The sequence below is a fragment of the Gemella parahaemolysans genome (assembly GCF_053758945.1).
This window is the reverse complement of record NZ_JBSMTP010000002.1, coordinates 106,324-129,896: the sequence shown is the minus strand read 5'-3', so window position 1 is coordinate 129,896 and position 23,573 is coordinate 106,324. Positions and strand designations below refer to the sequence as shown.

Below are 23,573 nucleotides of genomic sequence, written 5' to 3'. Positions count from 1 at the left end.
AAAAGCTACCATTCTTGATAGCCTTTTTCATTTTTAATATTATTTCTTCAATGTCACTTCTTTATTATTAATAATTGCCTTAGCCGCTGCAATTCTGGCAATAATTACCCTATATGGTGAACATGATACATATCCTAATCCTATTTTAGAACATAGTAATATTGATCTTTCATCTCCACCATGTTCTCCACAAATTCCAAGCTTAATACCCGGTTTAGTAGTTTTTGCTTTTTCAACTGCAAGTTTCATAAGTTCTAGTACTCCACTATCATCAAGATGAACAAATGGATCTGATTCTAAGATATTTTTTTTCTTATAGATATCAATAAATTTTTCAGCGTCATCTCTAGAGTAACCAAATGTTAATTGAGTTAAGTCGTTAGTACCGAAACTGAAAAAATCTGCATGTTCTGCAATTTTGTCAGCAATTAAACACGCTCTCGGAATTTCAATCATCGTTCCTACTTTATATTTGAAATCTGCATTGTACAATTGAATTTCTTTTTTCACAAGTTCAACGATTTGTTCACGTAACACTGCAAGTTCTTTTTCTAAACCTACTAAAGGAATCATAATTTCAACATTCACTTCGATACCTTCTTTACGAGCTCTAATCGCTGCAGAACTAATAGCTTTCACCTGCATTAAGTAAATTTCTGGATATGTAATACCTAATCGACAACCACGATGTCCCATCATGGGATTGAATTCTGAAATACTAGCTATTTTGGCTTCTAATTGTTTAACACTTACACCTATTTCCTCAGCAATAAGTTTTACAGTATTTTCATCTTTTGGTAAGAATTCATGAAGTGGTGGATCTAATAATCTTATATTAACAGATTTACCTTGAGCTTTTTTAAAAATCTTGTAGAAATCTTCACTTTGAATTGGTTGTAATCTATCTAAGAACCTAACTCTCTCATTAGTTTCACTTGCCAAAATCATTTTTCTAACTAGACTAATTCTATCTTCTTCAAAGAACATATGCTCTGTTCTACATAATCCTATTCCTTCCGCTCCAAACTCAAATGCAACCTTAGCGTCAGTTTCATTATCTGCATTTGCTAGTACTTTAAGTTCTCTAATTCCATCAGCCCATCCTAAAAGTTTATTGAATCTATCACTAAATTTAGCATCAACTTTATCTACTTCACCAAGATACACTTTACCACTACTTCCATCTACTGAGATTGTATCACCTTCATGTAATGTTACCCCAGCAATTTTCAGTGTTTTATCAGCATAATTTATAATCATATTTTGGCAACCACAGACACAACATTTACCCATTCCTCTTGCTACTACAGCAGCATGTGATGTCATTCCACCGCGTAAAGTTACAATTGCCTCCGAGCTAATCATACCTTCAATATCTTCTGGAGAAGTTTCTTCTCTTACTAAAATAACAGGTTTTGTTTTCGCCGCTTCTACAGCTTCTTGTGCTGTGAAATAAATACCACCAACAGCTGCTCCAGGTGATGCTGCTAAGCCTTGAGTTAATTGTTTGGCTTCTTTTAATGATTTTTCCTCAAATGTAGCATGAAGAAGTTTATTAATTTCTTCTGTTCCTACTCTTAAAATCGCCTCTTCTTTAGAAATTACACCTTCTTCTGCCAACGATACCGCAACTTCAACTACTGCGTTTGGTGTTCTTTTTGCATTTCTTGTTTGAAGAATATACAATCTTCCATCCTCAATAGTAAACTCAATATCTTGCATATCTTTATAATGTTGTTCTAATTCTTTAGAAATTCCAACAAACTCTTTATATAAATGTGGCATATCCTCTTTTAAGACACTAATATTTTTAGGAGTTCTTATACCTGCTACAACATCCTCCCCTTGTGCATTTATTAAATATTCACCGAAAAGTTCATCCTCTCCAGTTACAGGATTTCTACTAAACGAAACTCCAGTACCACAATTATCTCCCATATTACCAAATACCATAGCTTGAATATTTACTGCAGTACCAAGTTTATCGCTAATATTATGTAATCTTCTATAAACTTTAGCACGATTATTATTCCATGATTTAAAAACAGCTTCAATAGCTAGCATAAGTTGCTCTTTTACACTCATAGGAAACTCTCGACCTACTTCTTTTTTGTAAATCGCCTTAAACTCTTCAACAATATTGAATAAATCCTTCTCATTTAATTCACTATCTTGCTCGTAGCCATTAGCAGTTTTAACTCTATTTAAAACTTCCTCAAACTTATATTTTTCTACATCCATAACAACGTCTGAGAACATTTGAATAAATCTTCTATAACTATCATATGCAAAGCGATAGTTATTATTTTTCTTAGCCAATGCTATAGTAGTTTCATCATTTAATCCAAGATTTAAAATAGTATCCATCATTCCTGGCATAGAAAATACTGCGCCACTACGAACAGACACTAATAAAGGATTATCTATACTTCCTAATTTTTTCCCAATATTTTCTTCTAAAATTTCAAGTTGTTCATTAATCTGTTTTAAAATCTCAGGTTTAATTCTTTCTCCATTCTCATAATAACTATTACAACTTTCTGTAGTAATAGTAAAACCAGGAGGAACACTAATCCCTAATCCTTTCATCTCTGCAAGGTTTGCACCTTTTCCTCCTAATAAAGATTTCATATCTTTATTTCCTTCACTGAAATTATAAACATATTTTTTAGACATTTTAAAATCCCCCTATAAAATTTTATTATTCAATAAAATTTCGGTATATATTATTTTTGTTTAAACCAATTGGCCTCTTTCTCTCATAATCCCAATTATTAATTCTGCTGTCTCCTCTATAGCCTTATTCTGAACATCTATTATAGGACATCCAAGTTTTTCCATAATCTCTAAAGCATATTCTAACTCTTCGAAAATTTGTATTTCATCTGTATAATCCGAATTTCCAACTACCCCTAGAGTCTTTAATCTTTCTTCCCTCAACCTATTAAGTTGTTCTACTGAATTTGTTAAACCAATTACTTTTCTTTTTACTTCATATAGCTGTTCTGGAAGTATTAAGTCTTGAATAATCGGAACATTCATAACTTTAATGTTTCTATTTGCTAAATATAAACTTAATGGTGTTTTAGAAGTTCTTGATACACCTAAGATTATAATATCTGCTTCTTTTAGACCATTTATATCTTTCCCGTCATCATACTTCACAGCGAATTCTAAAGCATCTATTCTCTTGAAATACTCCTCTCCCATCTTTCTATTTAAACCAGGATTACCTTCAGCTTTTACTCCTAATTTTTCTTCAAAAGCACTAAGCATTTCACTTAATAGATCTATAACTTTTATATTTTTTTCTAACCCTTTTTCCTTTACATAGCTTGCTAAAGCACCATCAACTAATGTTTGTACAATTACATCTCCATCATTAACATTGGATATAATACAATCTACTTTTTCTTTTGTACAAACATTCGAATTCTTAAGTACTTTATATTGTTTATTTTCATAAGAAAATTGCACTAGTGCTGCATCTACTACATCTTTTGCAGTATTCCCTATAGAGTCAGAAATTATATGTACAGTCAACATATTATCCCTCCAATATTTCTAATAATAACTTAATTAATGTAGTTTTCGATATTTTCCCAACGATTACCTTACCATCCTTTTCATCCCTTACAACAGGTAAGCAATCAATCTCATGTAAAATTAATTTTCTTAATGCATCAGTAACTAACTCATCTTCATATATGTATATAACATTTGGAACACGTGTCATCGCTAATACTATAGGAAGATTTTGTCCATCAGCATTTCTAGATAATTTCAGCATATCCTTTCTAGAGGTTACACCAGTAAGATGATTATTTTCATCGACAATAAAAATAGTTCCTACATCATAAATAAATAATTTCGATAATACCTCAGAAAAACTGGCTGTACTTTTAGCAGTTATTGCTATCCCCATTACATCTTTAACTAATTTTGTTTTTATTTCCTCTCGTACTTCTCCTGGTGAAAAGTTATAGTTATAATAGTAACCTACATTTGGTTTAGCTTCCAAAATTTCTAACATTCCTAAGACCGCAAGATCATTTCTTAAAGTAGATTTCCCCAAAGAAAGCTTTTCTGCAATTTCATCACTCGTTATCGGTTCAAAATTCTTTACTATTTCTATTATAGCTTTGTGTCTTTCCGTAAGTTTCATTGTTCCTCCTTCTTATATCATAATTTTTATTATACAATATATTACACATTAATTCAAGCGTTATCATTAATTAATGTGTGATAATATTTTTTAATATATTCTGTTATTTACTTTTAAATTAGATATATTATGTGGTATTAATAACATTTATTACCAAATTATTAAAATAGAGTTACTCAATACCTATTTTATTTAAATTTAAATATTTATATGTTATAATTAATCTAATAATATATTGAGGGGAAAAAATTGTATGTCAAAATTATCAAAACTATTCGCAATCGGTACAGGTATAGCCGTTGCTAACTATTATTCAAAAAATCCAAATAAAGTTGAAGAACACGCTGAATACGTTAAGAAAAAATCTAAAGATTACTATGGTTACACACGTTGTATGATTCGCTACACTAAAAAAAATGGTGTTGAAGAAGCGGCAATCTATCTATATAACGATCTAGTAAAAAATCTTAAAAAAGCTAAAAATGCTTTAGAGAACAAATACAACGATGCTGTTGATTATGGAAAAGAACTATCTAATAATGTAACAGATATTAAAGGTCATGTATCTAATGTAAAAGAATACACTTCTGAAGTAAAAGAAAATCTAGGAGATGCAAAAAAAATCGTAGAAGAATTCAAACCATCTGTGGAAGCTTATAAAGAAAAAGCAAAATCTTCTTTCGAAAAAATTAAAGATCAAGTTTCTAACATCAAAAAAGACGTTGACGAATCAAATATTCAAGAAAAAGTTGAAGATTTCACTAACAAATCATCTGAAACTTTAGATTCTGTTAAAGAACGTATTGAAACTGAAGTTCTAAACAATACTCCCGAACAAAAAGAAGAAAAATAAAAAAACGAGGATTTAAAATGAATCTATTATCACTGAATACTCTACCTAACACAGGAGAAGCAGTTAGAAATTATGGTGCATACATCGGTATAATCATAATAATCACTATAATTTTCTTCCTAATCTGGAGGAAAAAGAATAATAAAGACGATTAAGAACTCTAAGCTAGGTATAACTAGCTAGAGTTTTTTTTATTATGGTTAATCTATATCTATTCGTTACATAATAAATAAAAGAATGATTCGATAAAATCTATACGTTTTTCGAATCACTCTCTTCTATCTTATACTATTTTAAATTATCTAATGCAGCTATTCTCTCTTTAACACTATCATATTGTTCTTGATAAGTTGCTTGTTTTTCTTTTTCTTTAGCTACAACCGCCTCTGGAGCAGAACCGACAAATTTTTCATTAGAAAGTTTTTTATTTACTCTATCTAATTCTTGTTGTAATTTTTCTAATTCTTTTCCTAGACGTTCTTTTTCTTTGTCTACATCGATTAAATCACTTAATGAAACGTAGATTTCAGCACCTGGTAAGATACGACTGATGTCAGTTTCACTTGCTTCTACTTCGCGTTCAATAATAAGTTCGCTAGGACGAGCAAATTTTTCTAGGTACGCACTACCACTTAATAGTACTTCTTTTACACTATCTTGTGAGTATTTAATCTTAATAGGAATCTCACGAGACATCGGCGCATTCACTTCACTACGAATGTTACGTACTGCAGTAATTACGTCTTGGATGAATTGCATATCTTCAGTTTCTTTTTCAAATACTAGACTTGCATCAACTTTAGCAAATTCACTAGTTACAATACTATCTCCTGTGTGAGGAATGTGTTGCCAGATTTCTTCAGTTACGAATGGCATAAATGGATGTAACATTTTCAGAGAAGCATCAAGTACATATACTAAAATAGATTTAGTAGTTTTCTTCGCAGCTTCATCTTCACCATTTAATGAAATCTTAGCAATTTCAATATACCATGAACAGAATTCTTCCCATACAAAGTTGTAAAGAATACGGCTTGCTTCACCAAACTCATATTTTTCGAATAATCTTTCAAAGTCTTCAATAGTTTTAGCAAGTTTTGTTAAGATATATTTATCAGCTAATGTTTTTTCTCCAGTTAAATCAATATCACTATATTCAAAACCTTCAAGGTTCATGATTACGAAACGAGAAGCGTTCCAAATTTTATTGATATAATTCCAACTTGCTTCGATTTTCTCAGTTGAATAACGTAAGTCTTGACCTGGTGTTGAGTTAGTAGCTAAGAAGTAACGTAAGCTATCAGCTCCATATTGTTCGATTACTTCCATTGGATCTACACCATTACCAAGTGATTTACTCATCTTACGACCTTGTTCATCACGTACTAAACCATGGATTAAACAATCTTCAAATGGACGAGTACCTGTAAATTCTAATCCTTGGAATACCATACGAGCAACCCAGAAGAAGATAATGTCATATCCAGTTACTAGACAGCTATTTGGATAGTAACGTTTGAAATCTTCACTTTCTAAGTCTGGCCATCCTAATGTAGAGAATGGGAATAATGCTGAAGAGTACCAAGTATCAAGAACATCTTCATCTTGAACATAGTTTTCAATATCTTTTGGTGGATTTACATCAACATAAACTTCACCAGTTTCTTTGTGGTACCATGCTGGAATACGGTGTCCCCACCATAATTGACGAGAAATACACCAGTCTTGGATATTTTCCATCCAAGTATTTAACGTATTTTCAAAACGAGGTGGATAGAAGTTAACTTTTCTATCTGCATCTTTTTGATTTTCTAAAACTTTATCAGCAAGAGGCTTCATGTCAACAAACCATTGTTTAGAAAGGTATGGTTCAACAACAGCACCACTACGCTCAGAATGACCTACTGAGTGAAGGTGTTTTTCAATCTTGAAGCATACTCCACTTTCTTGCAAATCAGCAATAAGAGCTTTACGACATTCAAAACGATCCATACCATTATACTTATCAGCATGTTCATTCATAACAGCACCTTCATCCATAACTATGATACGTTCTAGGTTATGACGTTCACCTACTTCAAAGTCGTTTGGATCATGAGCAGGAGTTATTTTAACTACTCCACTTCCGAAATCTTTTTCTACATACTCATCTGCAATAACAGGAATTTCTTTATTTGTTACTGGTAAAAGAACTGTTTTCCCAATATATTTTTGATATCTTTCATCTTCAGGATGAACAGCAACCGCAGTATCTCCGAATAGAGTTTCAGGACGAGTAGTTGCTACTTCTAGATAATCTCCACTTTCATCAGCTAAGAAATATTTAAGGTGATAGAATGCACCTTCTACATCTTTGTGAATTACTTCGATGTTAGATAATGCAGTTCTTTGAACTGGATCCCAGTTGATAATTTTCTCACCACGATAGATTGTACCATTGTTGTAGTGATCTACGAAAATTTTCGTTACTGCTTTATTTAATCCTTCATCTAATGTAAATCTTTCTCTTGAATAGTCTAAACCTAATCCAAGTTTAGCCCATTGTGCACGAATATATCCAGCATACTCTTCTTTCCATTCCCATGCACGCTCTAAGAATTTTTCACGACCTAAGTCATAACGACTTAATCCTTCTTCACGCATTTTAGCTTCTACTTTAGCTTGTGTTGAAATACCAGCATGGTCCATACCTGGAAGGTAAAGTACGTCAAACCCTTTAAGACGTTTGTAACGTGTTAACATATCTTGTAGAGTTGTATCCCAAGCATGCCCAATGTGTAATTTACCTGTTACGTTTGGTGGTGGGATTACGATTGTATATGGATTCTTTTTACTTTTATTATCAGCTTTAAAAACTTCTTTTTCCAACCACCAGTTGTAGCGATTATTTTCTACTTCGGTCGGATTATATTTTGTAGACATTTCAGTCATGACTGTTCCTCCTAAATTTTTATTTTATCATTAATTATTTTCACTTTTACTAATTGTATTGGTGATATTTTTTCTAGGTAAAAAAAATAACCTCCATCCTCACATAAGGACGAAAGTTTCCGTGGTACCACCTTTATTCTAATTATATAAATTAGCACTTAATAAGATTAACGCTCTAACCACGTTTAAAGCTACTTACTTTCACTCTAAATGCTCACCGGCTACTTCAAAGTCCTGCCTAGGAGAAATCTCTCAACCACTGATTTCTTTTCTGTATCCTACGGTACGCAAGAACTTTTACTTATCGGCTCATCGCATATATTTTATAATTAAAATATGTTTAATATAATAACACACTTCTTTTCATATTGCAAGTAAAATAAAAACATTACTCCTAACTATAAACAAAAAAGTACTTCAATGACTAGAAATCTAATTCCATCATCGAAGTACTTTTTAAATATTAGTCTTCTTTTTTATTTTTCCATGCTGTGGCATTATTTATTTTAATTGGTAAATTATCTAAATAGAACTCCGGATCTTTTCCTTGTTTATGTTGTTTTACATAGTCTTTTAGTACTACATAAACTACACCAGAAAGACCGATAATTGCGATTAAGTTAAGTAAACTCATAATACCCATTGTTACATCGGCAATTCCCCAAACTAAGTTTAAATCTAATACACTTCCTACATATACGAAGATACATACGATAACACGATAAACATTTACAGCCCATTTTTTAGGAAGTAAATATTGAATGTTTGTTTCACCGTAGTAGTAGTTACCAATTACAGAACTATATCCGAATAAGAAAATAGCTACGATTAAGAAGATTGTTCCAATACTTCCTACTTGTGAAGTTAAAGCAGCTTGTGTAAGTTGGATACCTTGCAACTTATCAGCACCATACTCAACACCAGGATATAGTAAAATTAAGAATGCTGTTGCTGTACATACTAAACAAGTATCGAAGTAAACTCCTAAAGTTTGGATAAACCCTTGTTTAGCTGGGTGAGTACTATCAGCTGTAGCTGCTGCGTTAGGAGTTGATCCTAAACCAGCTTCATTAGTGAACATACCACGTTTAATTCCTAAAAGAATTGATGTTCCCATACCAATTACTCCACCACCTACTTGTTCAAGACCAAATGCTGATTTAACGATTTGAACAAGAACACCAGGTAACTTATCAATGTTAATGACCATAATAACTAATACGATAAATAAGTACGCTACCGCCATTACTGGTACTAACCATTGAGTAATTTTAACAACTTTTGTTACTCCACCAAAAATTACGAAAATTGTAAGAATTAATAAAGCAATCCCCGCAACATTTGAATTAATATCATATACTTGTAATGCTTGTGCTATAGTATTAGTTTGAACTGAGTTAAATGCAACACCATAAGTTATTGAAATAACAATCGCGAACAGTACACCCATCCATTTTTGTCCTAGACCTTTTTCCATATAGTAAGCAGGTCCCCCACGATAAACACCTTTTCTATCACGAACTTTATATACTTGGGCTAATGTCGATTCGGCAAAAGATGAAGCTCCACCAAAAAGTGCCATTACCCACATCCAAAATACTGAACCAGGACCACCCATTGCAATCGCAATAGCAACCCCTGCAATTGTACCAGTACCTACTCGTGACGCAGCCGAGATCGTAAATGCTTGGAAAGCTGAAACCCCTTTTTGTTCTCCGTCCTTACCTACTTTTGGCTTTTCAGTAATAAGCCTGAACATTTCTTTGATGTAAGTAAATTGAACAAACTTAGTACTAAATGTAAAATAAATACCAGTTACCATTACTAACCCTATTAGGAAATAAGTCCACATAAAGTCATTAACAGTAGTTAATAATTCTAAAAATCTATCCATTAAGAGTCAACTCCTCATTAAATTTGTTTTATTACGTTTTCTATTATACTTTAAATAACACTACAGTTGTAAATATACGTTAGAAAATCTAACATGATAACTCATAAATTAACAATACTTTAATTACTTTTATAAGGATCTATAGAAAATCATCGAAATCTTACATAAAAAAACTCAGAAGATTCAAACATCATATTCAAATCCTCTAAGTTCTATTTATTAAACATATTCAATTCTGTTTATTTCTTCATTATTAGTAATAGGATAATCACTGAAGCTATTATTCATGTTAGGAACTACTAATCTTCTTCCTCGAGCTTTTAAAATAGAATTTATTTCATAACTGTTTGAAATCCTATAATCTAGCTTCTCCCTGAAGTACATATTCTCCACTTCTAATTCTAGCTCTGATATCTGTCGCAGCAACAAAGTATACAACCATAAAGACAATAGAGAATATAAACTGACCTACTGAGAAAATATTCGCTAAGGTAGTGTTCCCCTGGAAAATAAATGCACTGAACATAGATAAAACTGTTAATCCCGCTTCAATATATAATACTATTCTTCTACCTTTCGTATCGAATATTGGTAAATACATAATAAATAACAGAATAAAATTAAACACTGAGATTACTAATCCACCAATTATCAATACAGCAAGTCCTAAAATTAGTGTTGTTGCAAATTCTTCATAAAATTTATCACCTGTAATTATCGGTAAGTTAATTAATGCAAATACCAATCCTCCTATGACTGCCATAGGCAACGCAAAAGTTAATAAATAGGCAACTCCCCAATTTCTCTTCCAAACACGTCCTTTATATTCTTTATAAATTCTATAAGTATTATAAAATGGTATAAAAGCAAGTCCTGGACTAACCCCAAGTATATCAAACATAATTTTTGAAAATATAGCTGTAATAATATATCCAAAAAGTAATACAATAAACGACACAATTAAAACTATAACCCCTATTTGATTTATCATATGCTCATCAATATTATTAAACATAAATAATTCCTCCTTATTCACTATCATAAAATTCATCTAACACATAAGTTGTTACAGGTTTAACATATAATTCATATTTAGCTACTAAATCAGCAATGATATCACCATCAATCAGAGTAATAGCTCTAGTTCCCAAACGAGATGCTTCTATAGCAGCCTTTGAGAATTTTGATGTTGTGATAAATATACCAAATTCAGCATTATATTTATCCATTGCCCCTCTAAACTTATCTATTTCAGGAGAAGGCACATTCCCTTCCCATCTTTTAGCTTGAATAGCAACTCTAGCAGTTCGAAAATCATCACTTGTTATATATCTAAATCCGTCGAGACCTCCATCGTTAGAAACTTGAATCCCTATCTTTTCATCCATTTCAACATTCATCTTCGAAACAAGTTTCCTTGCAAACATCTCGAATTTTGTTGGACTGAATTTTTTTAATTTTCTAATTAGCTCATCTCTCCACTGATCTTCTACAATTTCTTTTTCGTCAACCGTAATTACCTCTTCAATATCAGCGACCTCTTTTTTTCGTTTAATTTCCTTATTAATTTCTTTATATAGAACCGAAAAATCTAAAGATTCAAGATTAGTTTCTCGTCCTTTACTTGTTAAAGTATAAACTTTATCGTCTTTCTTTAAAAATCCCGCTTTTTCTAAATAACTCAAACTAAAATTAACGAAAAACTCGAACGGAGAATACTCTCTATTACTTTTTTTAGAGATACGACGAAAATCAATATATTCTTCAGTTATAACTTCAGAATTTTTTCTAAAATACTCTATTATCGCTCTTTTTGTGTCACTTCCACCTTTTTTTCTAAGTGCAATAATTATTTCTTTAGAAATAATATCCTCTTTTTGACTATTTGTCATTTTAAATATATCCATAAACTCTCCTCCTTTCTTCTATCTATTCTTTCCTTTATTATACTAAAAATTGTTATAAATTAATAGCAAAAAAAGAATGAAATCGCCTGAAAAGGCAACTTCATTCTTTACAATTATTTATGATAACTTGCTCCTGTTATTATACGATAAGCTCTATATACTTGTTCAAGTAAAACAACACGCATCATTTGATGTGGAAACGTCATTCTACTAAACGATAATGCAAAATCACTGCGCTTTTTCACACTGTCAGAAAGTCCATAACTTCCACCAATTACCAATGCCACATCACTCTTACCTGTAAGCATTAAATTATCAATTTTTGATGCAAATTCTTCACTCGATAAATTCTTACCTAAAATTTCCAAAGTAATAACATATTGATTATCTTTAATTTTTGATAATATGTTATTTCCCTCTTTTTCCATCGCAAGAGCTATTTCTGAATCATTCTCTACCTTTACTTTTTCATCAGAAATTTCAATGGTATTTAACTTAATATATGCTCCAAGACGTTTTTCATATTCTTTTATAGCATCTCTATAAAATTTCTCCTTAACTTTACCTACACAAATCAAAGTTACTTTCATCAGAACCTCTTTCTATCTACACATCTTTACCAAGAACAAATTTTTCAATAGCATAAGCAAAACCATCTTCATCATTTGACTTAGAAATAAAATTCGCCGCTTCTTTTAAAGTAGGATTAGCATTATCAACCACAACTCCCATACCAGCGAACTCAATCATACTTAAATCATTAAGACCATCACCTAATGCCATTACATTCTCATTTGTTAAACCAAGTTTTTTACATAATGAATCTAATGATACTCCTTTAGAAATACCCTTATCGTTAATTTCGATAAAGAACGGTTTAGACATAGCAACCTCATACTCATCACATAATTCAAGTGCTAGTTTATCTTTCACCGCAACAGCTTCATCAGGATGTTTAAGAATTATTACCTTAGCAGCACCTTCTTTAATATCATCTTTCATATTTTCACTAATTACTAATTCTGCACTTACTAAACCAGACTCAATTCGTGCATATTCATTATCACGATTCGTAAAAACTTTCCCACCTTGGTAAGTAAGAATATCACAATTATTCTCCAAAGCAACATCTATTAAGAACTTAATTCTCTCAGGAGATAAAAACTTCTCATAGATCACTTCATTTGTTTTAAGATTAGCAATTCTAGCACCATTAAATGAAAGTAAGTAGTTATCATAACTATCAAGTTGTAAATCTTCTACTATACTCATCATTCCAAAATCAGGTCTACCTGATGCTAAAATAACTTTAATATCTTGTTTCTTACACTCTTCAATTACTTCTCTATTTTTCTTAGAAATCTCATGATTGCTATTTAATAGCGTATCATCAATATCTGTAACAACTAATTTTATCATACAAAAGCTCCTTTAGTAGATTTCAATAAATCTATAATCTTATCAATTTATATATTTCACTCCTATACATTATATCAGATATCACTACTCTCTCATAGTGAAAAGGGAGTGACTCAAAAATCGTGATTTCGAAGAAATCGATTTTGTCGAGTCACCCCCGCACAGTTTATTAGATATCTAAAAAGCTTTTATAAAGCGAATTTAGATATCAATAAACCACTGCGTCTATGGATTTTCATATAAACCTTGTTAAAATTTAGGACTTTTGGGGCAGCCCTCTTCATTTTCCTCATTAAATCACTCTAATATTAAGTTTTTTCTAAAATTAACATAAAAAATAAGACTCAAAGCATTTCTACTCTGAGACTTATATTTACTTACAGTAAATCTAATCTGCTTCCTTTTATGGCAGCTTTTTCCATATTTTTCAACAACACTATTCCTAATATTAAAAATACAAAAGCTAACACTAACTCTCCTCTAATTAGATATATGTTGCTTATTACACTCTCCCCACCTATTAATTTTTGAGCTAAAAGTATAGAACGTGTTAGTGGTAAAGTATAGCAAAATTGCTCTACTAAATATGGAAAATTACTAACTGGAAAATTCGCTCCTGTAAATATTAAAAGTACTTTGTCTATAGTATTCGTTACTAGGTGAATTTCTGTCGTCAATAATATTAAACACGAGATGAAAAATCCAAAACAAGTCGCTACAAATATTGCTAATATTAAAATAAAAACAAACTCCAATATTTTTTGTCCATTCCAAGCTAGTCCTAATAATAAACTAAGTACGCTAACTCCAAAAACTACCGATACAAAACTTAGTAACATAGTTGAGATTGCACTTGAAATTAATATTTCTGAAATACTCGTTTTAGTCGCTAACATCAGAGACAATGTTCCACTTGCCCTCTCCCTTGCTAACTGAAGACCAACTCTATAAATTGCCGTAAACGCACTAGTCACTATCGCATTACTTATAACCCATTTTTCAATATTTTCCGCACCATAAACATAGTATCCTACTAGTGAATAACACATCATTTGCATTAGTGGAATTAACAAATCTATAGTAAAGAAAGCACGCCAATCATTTAATACCGAAGACATTTTATATGAAAAACTAACTCTTCTAAAAAATCTATACACATTTTCCATATTAAAATACCTCCAAAGTCCCATTAATAACACATAGTTTCTTAATTTTTCTAAATGAAAATATACTAATAATAAAATAAATAATTATAATAATCACCAGTATAAAAGCTACTCTCAATAATTCTTCATTACTGCCACCTTGAACAGCTAATTTATAACCTTTCATCGCCCATGTTGGACTCAATAAGTATGAAATATATTGAATAAATTTTGGAAAAATCGAAATAGGAAAGACCATTCCAGTTAGCATTATTATCGGATAATCAATAACATTCATAAGAATACTTATTTTTCTAGATAAAGTAAATAATCCTGCCATCATAAAACCGACAGCTATCATAGATACTATCATTAAGATTGTTATTAATACAAAATAACTAAAACTTACAAACTGGATAGATTTATTAAATAAAATTTTTACCGTCAACATATTAAGTCCAAAACTAAATATTCCCCAAAGTGTATTCCCTAAAATTTTTCCAAAAATGATATTTTCAAAACCTATCGGTGAGGTGAAAATCATTGGCATAGTTCCTAGCCATTTTTCTCTATCCATATCACTGGCTGATGAAAAACAAATACTTCCCCAAAAAGTAGTAATTCCCGCTCCTATAAAAGCATATAACATAAAATCTTCCACACTACGATTTTGATAAATCATCCCGAGTAAAATTCCACTTAATATCGGGCTAATAAAAATACAAAATCTAAACATTGGGCGTGCTATTGATTGTTTCATCTGAACTTTGGCACTCATTAATATTGCTCTCAACATATTATGCATCCCCCAATAGTTCTATATAAATATCTTCTAACGTTATTTCTAAATTCTTTTTATTTTTCTCTTCTTGTTCGCGTTCTTTCTTTGCTTTTATTTCTTCTTTTCTTTCGTTAGAAACTAAATTTTGGAGACCTACTACATCGTCTATAGCCAGTAACTTACCATTTTTTATTATCGCAATTCTATCACAAAGTTCTTCTGCTTCTGGCATATAGTGAGTTGTTAGTAAAATAGTTACTCCTTCTTTAGACAGTTTTTTTATTAATTCTCTTAATTCTTTTGCTCCTACTGGATCTAATCCAATACTCGGTTCATCTAAAAATATTACTTTTGGATTATTTAACAATGCTCTTGCAATTTGAAGTCTTTGTTTCATTCCTTTGGAGAAAGTTTCTACCTTTTTATCTATAAACTCACTTAACCCCACTTGAGCTATTAATTTTTCAATTAACTCTTTTTGATCTTTACTAGGAATTTTGTATAAATCTGCAAAATATGCCAAATTATCTCTTGCACTAAGTCGCCAATAGAGGCTCCTCTCACCACCAAAAACAAAATTAATATATTCTCTAACTTTTTTAGCTTCCGAAAAAGTATCAAACCCGAATACTTTTGCTTCTCCTTCGCTTGGAGCAAGCATCGTAGTCAAAATTTTTATCGTTGTTGTTTTACCCGCTCCATTTGGTCCAAGTAAACCAAAAATTTCTCCTTCATTCACTGAAAAGTCTATTCCTTTTATAGCTTCAAATTCACCATTTTTCGGAGTCTTAAAACTTCTTTTTAGACCTTTTACATCTATTATATTATCCATTACTTTCTCCTTTTCCTAAAATAATTCCGATCTAGACTTTTCAACAACTAATTTTATTCAAATCCCTTAATAGAAAGACTTCAATAACGTTTACTTGTATTCTACTTTACGTTGTTATTTCTATAACAACTAATTTTATCATACAAAAGCTCCTTTAGTGGATTTCATTAAATCTATAATCTTATCAATTTATATATTTCACTTTTATACATTATATCAAATATCACTACTCTCTCATAGGAAAAAAGGGAAAAACATATCATACTGGCATATAATATTCATTTAATTGTTATTTAAAATTAAATTTTTAATATTTTATTTTAATGGTATTAAAAGAATTATAACAAGTAAAATTTTACTACCAATCCAGATATACCTCTGTTAAAAAAACATAATCTTTTGGAATTTCATCTGATGTACTTATCTCATCTCCGACCCAGTTTCCTGTATTGCATGACTTCCCGCATCCCAAAAGTATAGGTAACGGATTAGCAAAGTCACATTCAGAACCGTTTAAATATAAAACCTTAGTTATATCTAATGAAAAATACACCTTCTTTGTATGATTAATTGTATATAGGTAATCTCTCCCTTCTCTCGAAAAAAATCCTTTAAATGGATCATCTACTCGGATACCATACTGTTTTATTAAACTTAGATAATACTCAAGTTCATCTCTAACCTCTTCTTCAGCCTCCTTAAAAGTTCCAGAGATATTTATATACATCTCATCTACTGTGTCCACTGACGAACCAGGATATCCTGATTCCAATGTATGTTGATAAAGTATTTCTAGCGATACATTATCTGGACTTTTAAGTCGAGACAATTCATCACCTAGCCATATTATATGATTTCCTGCCCAATCAGTAGCTAATAATTTATACAACGCACATAAAAAATTATTCCCAACATGAAGTGTTTGCCAACGTTTGCTACCATAACCAAAATCAACAGGAGAAATATACTCCTTTTTATCTACATTAACCCACTGGTAACACTCACCCATATCTCAACCCCATTTCATTAAATTTTCAATATCATATTTATATAAAACTATAATTTAATTTTATATTACAATACAACTTTACAACTTCATTGTAATATGAAAATACAATGTTATCAATACGAAAATCTTAATAATGCATTTCATATAAATACAAATGTACACTTAGTCATCTCTATAACAACTAAGTGTACATTCTTTTTTTTATCTCTCATCACCTAATAATTCTGATCTTATTATCACGTTTATTGCTAAAACAAACATTATTAGACTTAAGGATATTGTAACATAAGTATTTATATCCAGATCCATATCAAAAATTACAGTTCTCATACTCGTTAATTGGTAAGTTAATGGATTAAGTTTTGATATATAATATAGCACCTTAGAATTATCCAAACTATAAAAAGTCGGTGCAGCAAAAATTATCGGTAGTAATAATGTTCCTAAGATAAGGTCTCTAGTTCTATATGATACAGTTCCTAATGAGATAATAACCCCAAGAGAAAACCAAAATACTAGACTAATAATTACAATAATTAATACTTTTAAGAAAGGAACTATCTGTATTTTTATTCCTAAAAAGAACGATAAGAAGTAAATTAGTAATACCTGCACTATTGTAATTCCTAATGGAAATACTAATTTCCCTAAAAAATAAGAAATAGCTGATGTTCCTTTTATTCTTTTATACGCTAGAAGTCCCCATTTTTTATCTAAATTCACCCTATAAACCGACTGATTCATCTGAGAATTTAGTATTACTCCAATTATTCCAACGAAAATATATTCAATATAGCTAACATTTTCTCCTTTAAAAGCCAAACTTGAAAAAGAGTTCCCTATACCAAATCCAAAGAATACAAAGTACAAAATTGGAACCATAAGCTGAGTATATATAATCTGCTTATTATTTTCAATCGCCTTATATTCTATATACGATGTTGCCCAAAAATTCTTAATTACATTTTTCATATAATTACTCCTCCAATTCCAATATTCTCTTCAAGGTAATTTCTTCTTTCTGCAAGCTTCTTATTGTAATATTTTCTGCCAATAATAATTTTAATACATTAGAAATTTTCTCTTCTTTTTCCAAGAAGATTTTTAAATTTTTATCATCAACGATTGTAATAGTATCTTTATATTTCTCTACTATATCTTTACTTAATTCGCCATTGTAAGAAATATTGTATACTATTTCTTTATTATATTCTCTTAAGAATGTGCTCATTTCCCCAAAGTATAAACATTCCCCGTCATTTATATAAATTATCTTATTACAATACTTTTCTATAAGATCTAAATCATGAGAAGATATAAATACAGCATGTTCCTTATTATTATTTTTTATGTATTCTAATATATTTTTTGATAATACTACATCTAATCCTGTAGTAGGTTCATCTAAGAATAATATTTTTGAATTAGATACTAGACTTCTTGCTATTTGTACTCTCTGCAATTGTCCTCCAGATAATTCTGTTAGGTCAGATTTCTCCTTACCTTTTAAACCTAGAACAGCAATAATATCATCTACATTTTTCTTGCTAATAGTATTTTTAGAGTATAATACCCCCATATAAATATTATCATATACATTTAAGTACCAATCTACTGATTGATTTTGCATACAGTAGTCTATATCTCGAACAGATACACCTTCACCAAAAGATACCTCTCCTTCGATGTTAGAAAACAACCCTAATGTAGAATTAATTATCGTAGTTTTCCCTGAACCACTTTTACCTATAAGTGCAATCATATCGCCTTTTCCCGCAGAAAAAGAAATATTTTTAATCGCGTAATCACTAGAATTTTTATATTTATATGCTAAATTTTTCACTGTTAATAGATTTACCATCTAACTCCCTCCTCCCGATATTACGTTTAACTTCTAATTACTTTTTAGAAAAGGTTGATTTGTAAATACAAATCAACCTTCAACTCTTTAATATGTAGTTTACATGTAGCTTACACAATAAAGTGCGTCTTCTTAAATGAGTGACTTTTTAATCAACTGTCTACTTTAACAGATACTATAAAATCATTATCGTCTGTTAAAATAGCTGATTCTCCTCCTCTATTCAAGTTATAATGAGAAACAACAATTTTTTAAGATCATTAGAAACTCAAAAAATAATGATGATTCTCTTTATTATTATTTACATTATAAACTATAAAATTCCAATATCTAATACCATTTTTTTGTCCTCCTTATTTTATGAGGTTATAAAGCTTTATAGTTTTATTGTAATATGAAAACGATATGAAATCAATATTAAAAGAAAAAAACTTTCCAAAATTATCACTTGTTATCTCTAGTTAATAAATACTGGTTTTCGTAGCAATATAACATAGTATTACTTCTCAAATTGAACCAAAAAATGTACACCAAGCTATTTCTAAAAAACTAAGTGTACATTGTTTCATTAATTTTTCATTTTTTAAATTTTTTCTAAAAACTTTTCCTTAATCTAATAAAGTATGCTCTCTATTTCTTAAATTCACATACAATACATGAATAGCCGAAATTGCATTTATTAACAAAATATAATAAGCAATATTTTCAACGTATAATCCTACAAAACTCAATATAATAGTAAATAATGGTGCACTTATTCGAAAAATTTGAACTATACTTTTTCTATAATCTTTATCATTAATTTTTATGAAATTAGTCCTTAATTTTATACTGATTGATACTCCTTGTGCCACTATTAATGATAATAATATCACTTGCAATGGTAAAAACACTTCATATATAACCAATATGAAGAATACTATATCAAAAATTATGTAAGATATAAGTATTCTATTTAAATTTATATCGTATTTCTTAGTAAGTATTAAAAATAAAACTACTGTTAGTCCTGGTATAAAAAATATAATACTAGAATATTGTATTAAATTCCTAGCCGCTAATTGTTTTATAAACAACGGTATAAAAAATACTGCTGTTCCTGATAATAACGCTGTATTGATAATAATATATTTTCTTTTCAACTTATTAAAAACTAATCTCTCAGAATTTTTCTCAGTTTCATTTTTAAAATTATTTATTTTAAAGCTTGAAAATAATACAAACATAATTATAAATACTATTAAATATTCATCAATATTCACCTTATAAATATAACTTCCTAAAGAAAAACCAAGTAATTTAGACAAGTTACTATATAAGGATATATCTGTAACTCCAGCTTTGATAGACTTACTTTCCTCTATTACAAATAAATTGTAATTAAGTAGCACTATCGATATTAATAAGTAATATACAAAATAAAATGTTAATACGTAGTATAAGTCTATGTTATTTTTAAGAATAAACACTACTACTGAAAAAACTATTAAAATATAATAAAAATACTTTATTTTTATACTAGTTAAAATCCTGAAATAACTAGTATCTAGAAAAATAAATATTTCTATCAAAGTAGTTATTAACAAAATAAAATATATAGGAAAATTATATACAGATATAAATTTCACCGTTATGTATGAATATAAAACACTCAAAATTAAATTCAAACATAAATACAAACTTCTCACTAATTTAACATTAAATTCTATAAAAAACACCTCCTATGTGATTCACTTTATTCTTATTTCTTATAACTCATTAACCTTTTTTACTATTATGATCCTGTACTTTGATATTTTTTTAATCCGAAATTCCATATTGTTTTATAGATTAATATAAGTAGAAGCGGTCCAAATAATATTAAAAGCCATGTTTCTAAATTAAAACTATCATGTGAATTTATTAAATTTACCACTGGGAAATATCCCACAAATGCGAATGGAATAATTATTAGTACTACTTTAATGAAAAACGGATAAATATTAACTGGATAATTTGCTAATTGATACAATTGCCATAAAACTGATTTTATACCATCATTTGTTACCGAAAAGAAACTAATTGATACTAGTGCTAAGTATATAGCCTCTCTTACTAAAACTGCTGATATTGTAAATAAAATGAATTTTATTATAAATAAATAATTTACATCAATATCTAAGTTATATAATGAAAAAATCACAATTACTACACCTGTAATTAACTCAAATAAAGCTTCCTCATCTAATTGGAAAATAATAAATTGATAAAGTATATTAAGTGGTCTTAATAAAAATAAATCTAGTTCTCCTGTTTGAATCAAATATGGAACTTCTAAAGTTGTCACGAAGAAAAATTCCCATAACGCTGATGTTAATGTTAGAAAACCATATAAAAACAATAATTGATATAAAGAAAAGCCACCGATTAATTCTGTATAATTAAGCGTAATAAGTAATACAAATAATGTTGTAAGTGTATCTAGTAAATAACCAAAATTTCCTATAATAAAATCTAGTTTATAGCTCAATATCCTTTTTACATCCATTTTAAAAAACTCTGCATATAAATATAAATGTTTCCTCATATTAACCCCCCATTATATCAAACTTGTTAAATACATATTGCGATAGTCTTTTTGAAATTATCAATAATATGATTAACCAAAATATCTGTACACCAAGAATAAATAAGATTTTCCCTAAATCATTATCATGTACAATAATAGAAATAGGTGCATACATTACAGCGTAAAATGGAGTTACCTCTGATATTCTTAATAATAGTTTCGGATATAAATCTAAAGGTAGCAATCCTCCACCGAAAATAATAAGAAGAGCATTAACTAATTCAGATACACCGTTTATTCTTATAAATACTGTTGATAACAATGCAATAATATAACCTAATAAAAAAGCAACAATATAACTCAAAATATACACGAATATAAAAAATACAAATCTCTTAAGAGATATGGTTCTAAATATTAAATTATAAAACAGTAAAATATAAATAACTAAAATCGGCAGTACTTGGAATTTTAATTTATAGAGAAAATTGCCTAAAGTAGTGAAAAACGTTATAACTATTAATCTATTAGGCTTATTCAAATAATTAATAATAGTACCTTTTAAAATCTTCTCAGATACAAAATTGGTAGTTATTTTTATAGGTAAAACTATTTGTAAAATAATCGCAAATAGAACATAAGTTATTATTTCATCAATATTTTTAGAATTGTATTTTTCAACATATAACCAGATACTATACTGTATTAATACCATAGAAAGTGATGCAATTATCTGCATTATCGTATTAAATTTGTATTGTAATAAACTTTTATATTGATATAAAGTATAAGCAAAAAATCTATTCATATTTATCACCCGTCTTATCTTTCACAAGCAATACTTCTTGTAGATTTAAGTCCAATACTTCAGTTTGTGTAATAATACTTTCATTCGGTAGTAGTTTTATTATATCCAACACATTAAATTTAGTTTCATCAAAAACAAATTCTTTAGAATCAATATTTGTACGTAAAGGCAATATTCCTTCTTTAGCTAAATCTACTATATTCTCTCCGTACATTTTTAATTTTTTATATTTATTAAAAATTTGCTTGAAGCTCTTCACTTCACCATCATAATTAATTTCGCCATCACTTATCAAAATCATTCTCTTACATACTTTTTCAATATCCGAAATCTCATGAGTTGTTAGTATGATAGTAGTATTATACTTCTCATTTATTTTTAGTATTAGTTCCATAATTTTCTTCTTTGTTTCTATATCTAAACCGATAGTCGGTTCATCTAAGAACACCAGTTGAGGTTTATGAATAATACTAGCTATAAACTCCCCACGCATTCTTTGTCCTAAAGATAGTTGCCTTACTGGTTGATATAAGTACTCTGTTACATTTAATTCTGTTATTAAATAGTCTAACCATTCTTTATTATCTACTTCATAGATTTTTGATAAATACTCAAAAGAATCAATTAGTGGTAAATCCCACCATAAATGTGATTTTTGTCCAAATAGCGCACCTATGTTTTTAGCATTTTTTTTCCTGTTTACAAACGGATCTTTACCGAACACTTTTATTGAACCTTTTGTAGTAGTTAGTATTCCTAACAGTAATTTTATTGTTGTAGATTTTCCAGCTCCATTATTCCCTATATATCCTACAATTTCTCCTTCTTTAATACTAAAATTTATCTCCTTCAACGCTTGTTTAACTATCTTCTCTGTATTAAAAAAGCCAACTCTATTTTTTATTATGTAATCTTTACTAAGACTCTCAACACTAATTATCTCTTTCATAATATTTCCTTTTATTTTACTGATTTATTATCCGATTCACGATGATTTTCTTCATCAAATTCTACTATTTTTCTAGAACCTATTCTCCTATTTTTAACTATATTAACGTATGTTTATCATAAAGTCAATATTTTCTGAATATTAAGATAATTTTTCTTTTAATTTACGATGAGGAAATTATTTTCGCTAGCAAATTCGGTGATTTTTGAAACAATAAAAAAACAACCCCATCTCTCTAAATCAGAAGATAAGGTTGATACTTAATAATTTATTTCTTTTGTCTTTTAACTCGTTTCTTTCCTTTTTCTATTCTTATTTTTATTAAAAAGAAACACAAGAATTATTATAAAATATCCTACATACATAATATTGTTTAAAATGTACAACATGTGATTGTTTATTAAATATCTATTACTATAATAATCGGAAATATATAAATTAATAATTTTTCAAAAAAATCTTTTTTTAGTT

General features: G+C 29.2%; 21 protein-coding genes and 1 other annotated feature. Of the genes, 2 read left to right on the top strand and 19 right to left on the bottom strand.

The features are described from left to right. Positions 1–39: 39 nt before the first annotated feature. Genes ppdK through ACWOBP_RS02315 form a run of 3 tightly spaced genes read right to left on the bottom strand, consistent with a single transcriptional unit; the run spans position 40 to position 4,165 of the window. A complete protein-coding gene (gene ppdK / locus ACWOBP_RS02325) occupies positions 40–2,676 on the bottom strand; it encodes a pyruvate, phosphate dikinase (RefSeq protein ID WP_455337297.1) in 2,637 nt (878 codons plus the stop codon). Between the two features lie 60 nt (positions 2,677–2,736). Continuing rightward, positions 2,737–3,546, bottom strand: a complete 810-nt coding sequence (locus ACWOBP_RS02320) for a pyruvate, water dikinase regulatory protein (protein ID WP_455337296.1) — start codon at positions 3,544–3,546, stop codon at positions 2,737–2,739. Between the two features lies 1 nt (position 3,547). Then, on the bottom strand, positions 3,548–4,165 hold the full coding sequence (locus ACWOBP_RS02315; RefSeq protein WP_455337295.1) for a CBS domain-containing protein: 618 nt from the start codon (positions 4,163–4,165) through the stop codon (positions 3,548–3,550). Positions 4,166–4,418: 253 nt separating this feature from the next. Between ACWOBP_RS02315 and ACWOBP_RS02310 the strand changes: the two genes are divergently transcribed. Together ACWOBP_RS02310 and ACWOBP_RS02305 are read left to right on the top strand one after the other, a co-directional pair. Continuing rightward, positions 4,419–5,018: a hypothetical protein gene (locus tag ACWOBP_RS02310; RefSeq protein WP_455337294.1), complete on the top strand. Its 600-nt coding sequence runs from the start codon at positions 4,419–4,421 to the stop codon at positions 5,016–5,018. Positions 5,019–5,035: 17 nt separating this feature from the next. Then, entirely contained in the window at positions 5,036–5,173 is a 138-nt protein-coding gene (locus ACWOBP_RS02305; RefSeq protein WP_455337293.1) for an LPXTG cell wall anchor domain-containing protein, read from the top strand. Positions 5,174–5,306: 133 nt separating this feature from the next. On the opposite strand, the gene ACWOBP_RS02300 is transcribed toward ACWOBP_RS02305, so the two are convergent. From ACWOBP_RS02300 to ACWOBP_RS02225, 16 genes are all read right to left on the bottom strand, one after another. Further along, the gene (locus ACWOBP_RS02300) at positions 5,307–7,949 is read right to left on the bottom strand and encodes a valine--tRNA ligase (protein WP_455337292.1); all 2,643 of its coding nucleotides are present in this window, start codon (positions 7,947–7,949) and stop codon (positions 5,307–5,309) included. A 102-nt stretch (positions 7,950–8,051) separates the two neighbouring features. Beyond that, positions 8,052–8,271 (bottom strand) — a binding site (T-box leader). A gap of 141 nt (positions 8,272–8,412) precedes the next feature. Continuing rightward, positions 8,413–9,843 carry an alanine/glycine:cation symporter family protein gene (locus ACWOBP_RS02295; protein WP_455337291.1) on the bottom strand — a complete coding sequence of 477 codons (1,431 nt, stop codon included), beginning with the start codon at positions 9,841–9,843 and terminating at the stop codon, positions 8,413–8,415. A 355-nt stretch (positions 9,844–10,198) separates the two neighbouring features. After that, the gene (locus tag ACWOBP_RS02290) at positions 10,199–10,858 is read right to left on the bottom strand and encodes a hypothetical protein (protein WP_455337290.1); all 660 of its coding nucleotides are present in this window, start codon (positions 10,856–10,858) and stop codon (positions 10,199–10,201) included. Between the two features lie 13 nt (positions 10,859–10,871). After that, a complete protein-coding gene (locus ACWOBP_RS02285) occupies positions 10,872–11,750 on the bottom strand; it encodes a restriction endonuclease (protein ID WP_455337289.1) in 879 nt (292 codons plus the stop codon). 113 nt (positions 11,751–11,863) lie between these two features. Further along, complete coding sequence (rlmH, locus tag ACWOBP_RS02280; RefSeq protein ID WP_048803186.1) at positions 11,864–12,340, bottom strand: 23S rRNA (pseudouridine(1915)-N(3))-methyltransferase RlmH; 477 nt, start codon at positions 12,338–12,340, stop codon at positions 11,864–11,866. Between the two features lie 16 nt (positions 12,341–12,356). Further along, positions 12,357–13,169 carry a Cof-type HAD-IIB family hydrolase gene (locus tag ACWOBP_RS02275; protein ID WP_455337288.1) on the bottom strand — a complete coding sequence of 271 codons (813 nt, stop codon included), beginning with the start codon at positions 13,167–13,169 and terminating at the stop codon, positions 12,357–12,359. A gap of 377 nt (positions 13,170–13,546) precedes the next feature. Beyond that, positions 13,547–14,335, bottom strand: a complete 789-nt coding sequence (locus tag ACWOBP_RS02270; RefSeq protein ID WP_455337287.1) for an ABC transporter permease — start codon at positions 14,333–14,335, stop codon at positions 13,547–13,549. A gap of 1 nt (position 14,336) precedes the next feature. Then, positions 14,337–15,110, bottom strand: coding sequence for an ABC transporter permease (locus ACWOBP_RS02265; protein ID WP_455337286.1), 774 nt, complete (start codon positions 15,108–15,110; stop codon positions 14,337–14,339). A gap of 1 nt (position 15,111) precedes the next feature. Then, positions 15,112–15,927 (bottom strand): ABC transporter ATP-binding protein, encoded by an 816-nt coding sequence (locus tag ACWOBP_RS02260; RefSeq protein WP_455337285.1) that lies wholly within the window; start codon positions 15,925–15,927, stop codon positions 15,112–15,114. 358 nt (positions 15,928–16,285) lie between these two features. Continuing rightward, the gene (locus tag ACWOBP_RS02255; RefSeq protein ID WP_455337284.1) at positions 16,286–16,936 is read right to left on the bottom strand and encodes a hypothetical protein; all 651 of its coding nucleotides are present in this window, start codon (positions 16,934–16,936) and stop codon (positions 16,286–16,288) included. Between the two features lie 201 nt (positions 16,937–17,137). Continuing rightward, entirely contained in the window at positions 17,138–17,908 is a 771-nt protein-coding gene (locus ACWOBP_RS02250; protein ID WP_455337283.1) for an ABC transporter permease, read from the bottom strand. A 4-nt stretch (positions 17,909–17,912) separates the two neighbouring features. Further along, positions 17,913–18,797 (bottom strand): ATP-binding cassette domain-containing protein, encoded by an 885-nt coding sequence (locus ACWOBP_RS02245; protein ID WP_455337282.1) that lies wholly within the window; start codon positions 18,795–18,797, stop codon positions 17,913–17,915. Positions 18,798–19,405: 608 nt separating this feature from the next. Next, positions 19,406–20,059 carry a hypothetical protein gene (locus tag ACWOBP_RS02240; protein ID WP_455337281.1) on the bottom strand — a complete coding sequence of 218 codons (654 nt, stop codon included), beginning with the start codon at positions 20,057–20,059 and terminating at the stop codon, positions 19,406–19,408. A gap of 512 nt (positions 20,060–20,571) precedes the next feature. Further along, positions 20,572–21,363, bottom strand: a complete 792-nt coding sequence (locus ACWOBP_RS02235) for an ABC transporter permease (RefSeq protein WP_455337280.1) — start codon at positions 21,361–21,363, stop codon at positions 20,572–20,574. 1 nt (position 21,364) lies between these two features. Next, positions 21,365–22,153, bottom strand: a complete 789-nt coding sequence (locus ACWOBP_RS02230) for an ABC transporter permease (protein ID WP_455337279.1) — start codon at positions 22,151–22,153, stop codon at positions 21,365–21,367. Then, positions 22,146–23,102, bottom strand: coding sequence for an ABC transporter ATP-binding protein (locus ACWOBP_RS02225; protein ID WP_455337278.1), 957 nt, complete (start codon positions 23,100–23,102; stop codon positions 22,146–22,148). Before ACWOBP_RS02225 ends, ACWOBP_RS02230 begins: the two co-directional genes overlap by 8 nt. Between the last annotated feature and the right edge of the window lie 471 nt (positions 23,103–23,573).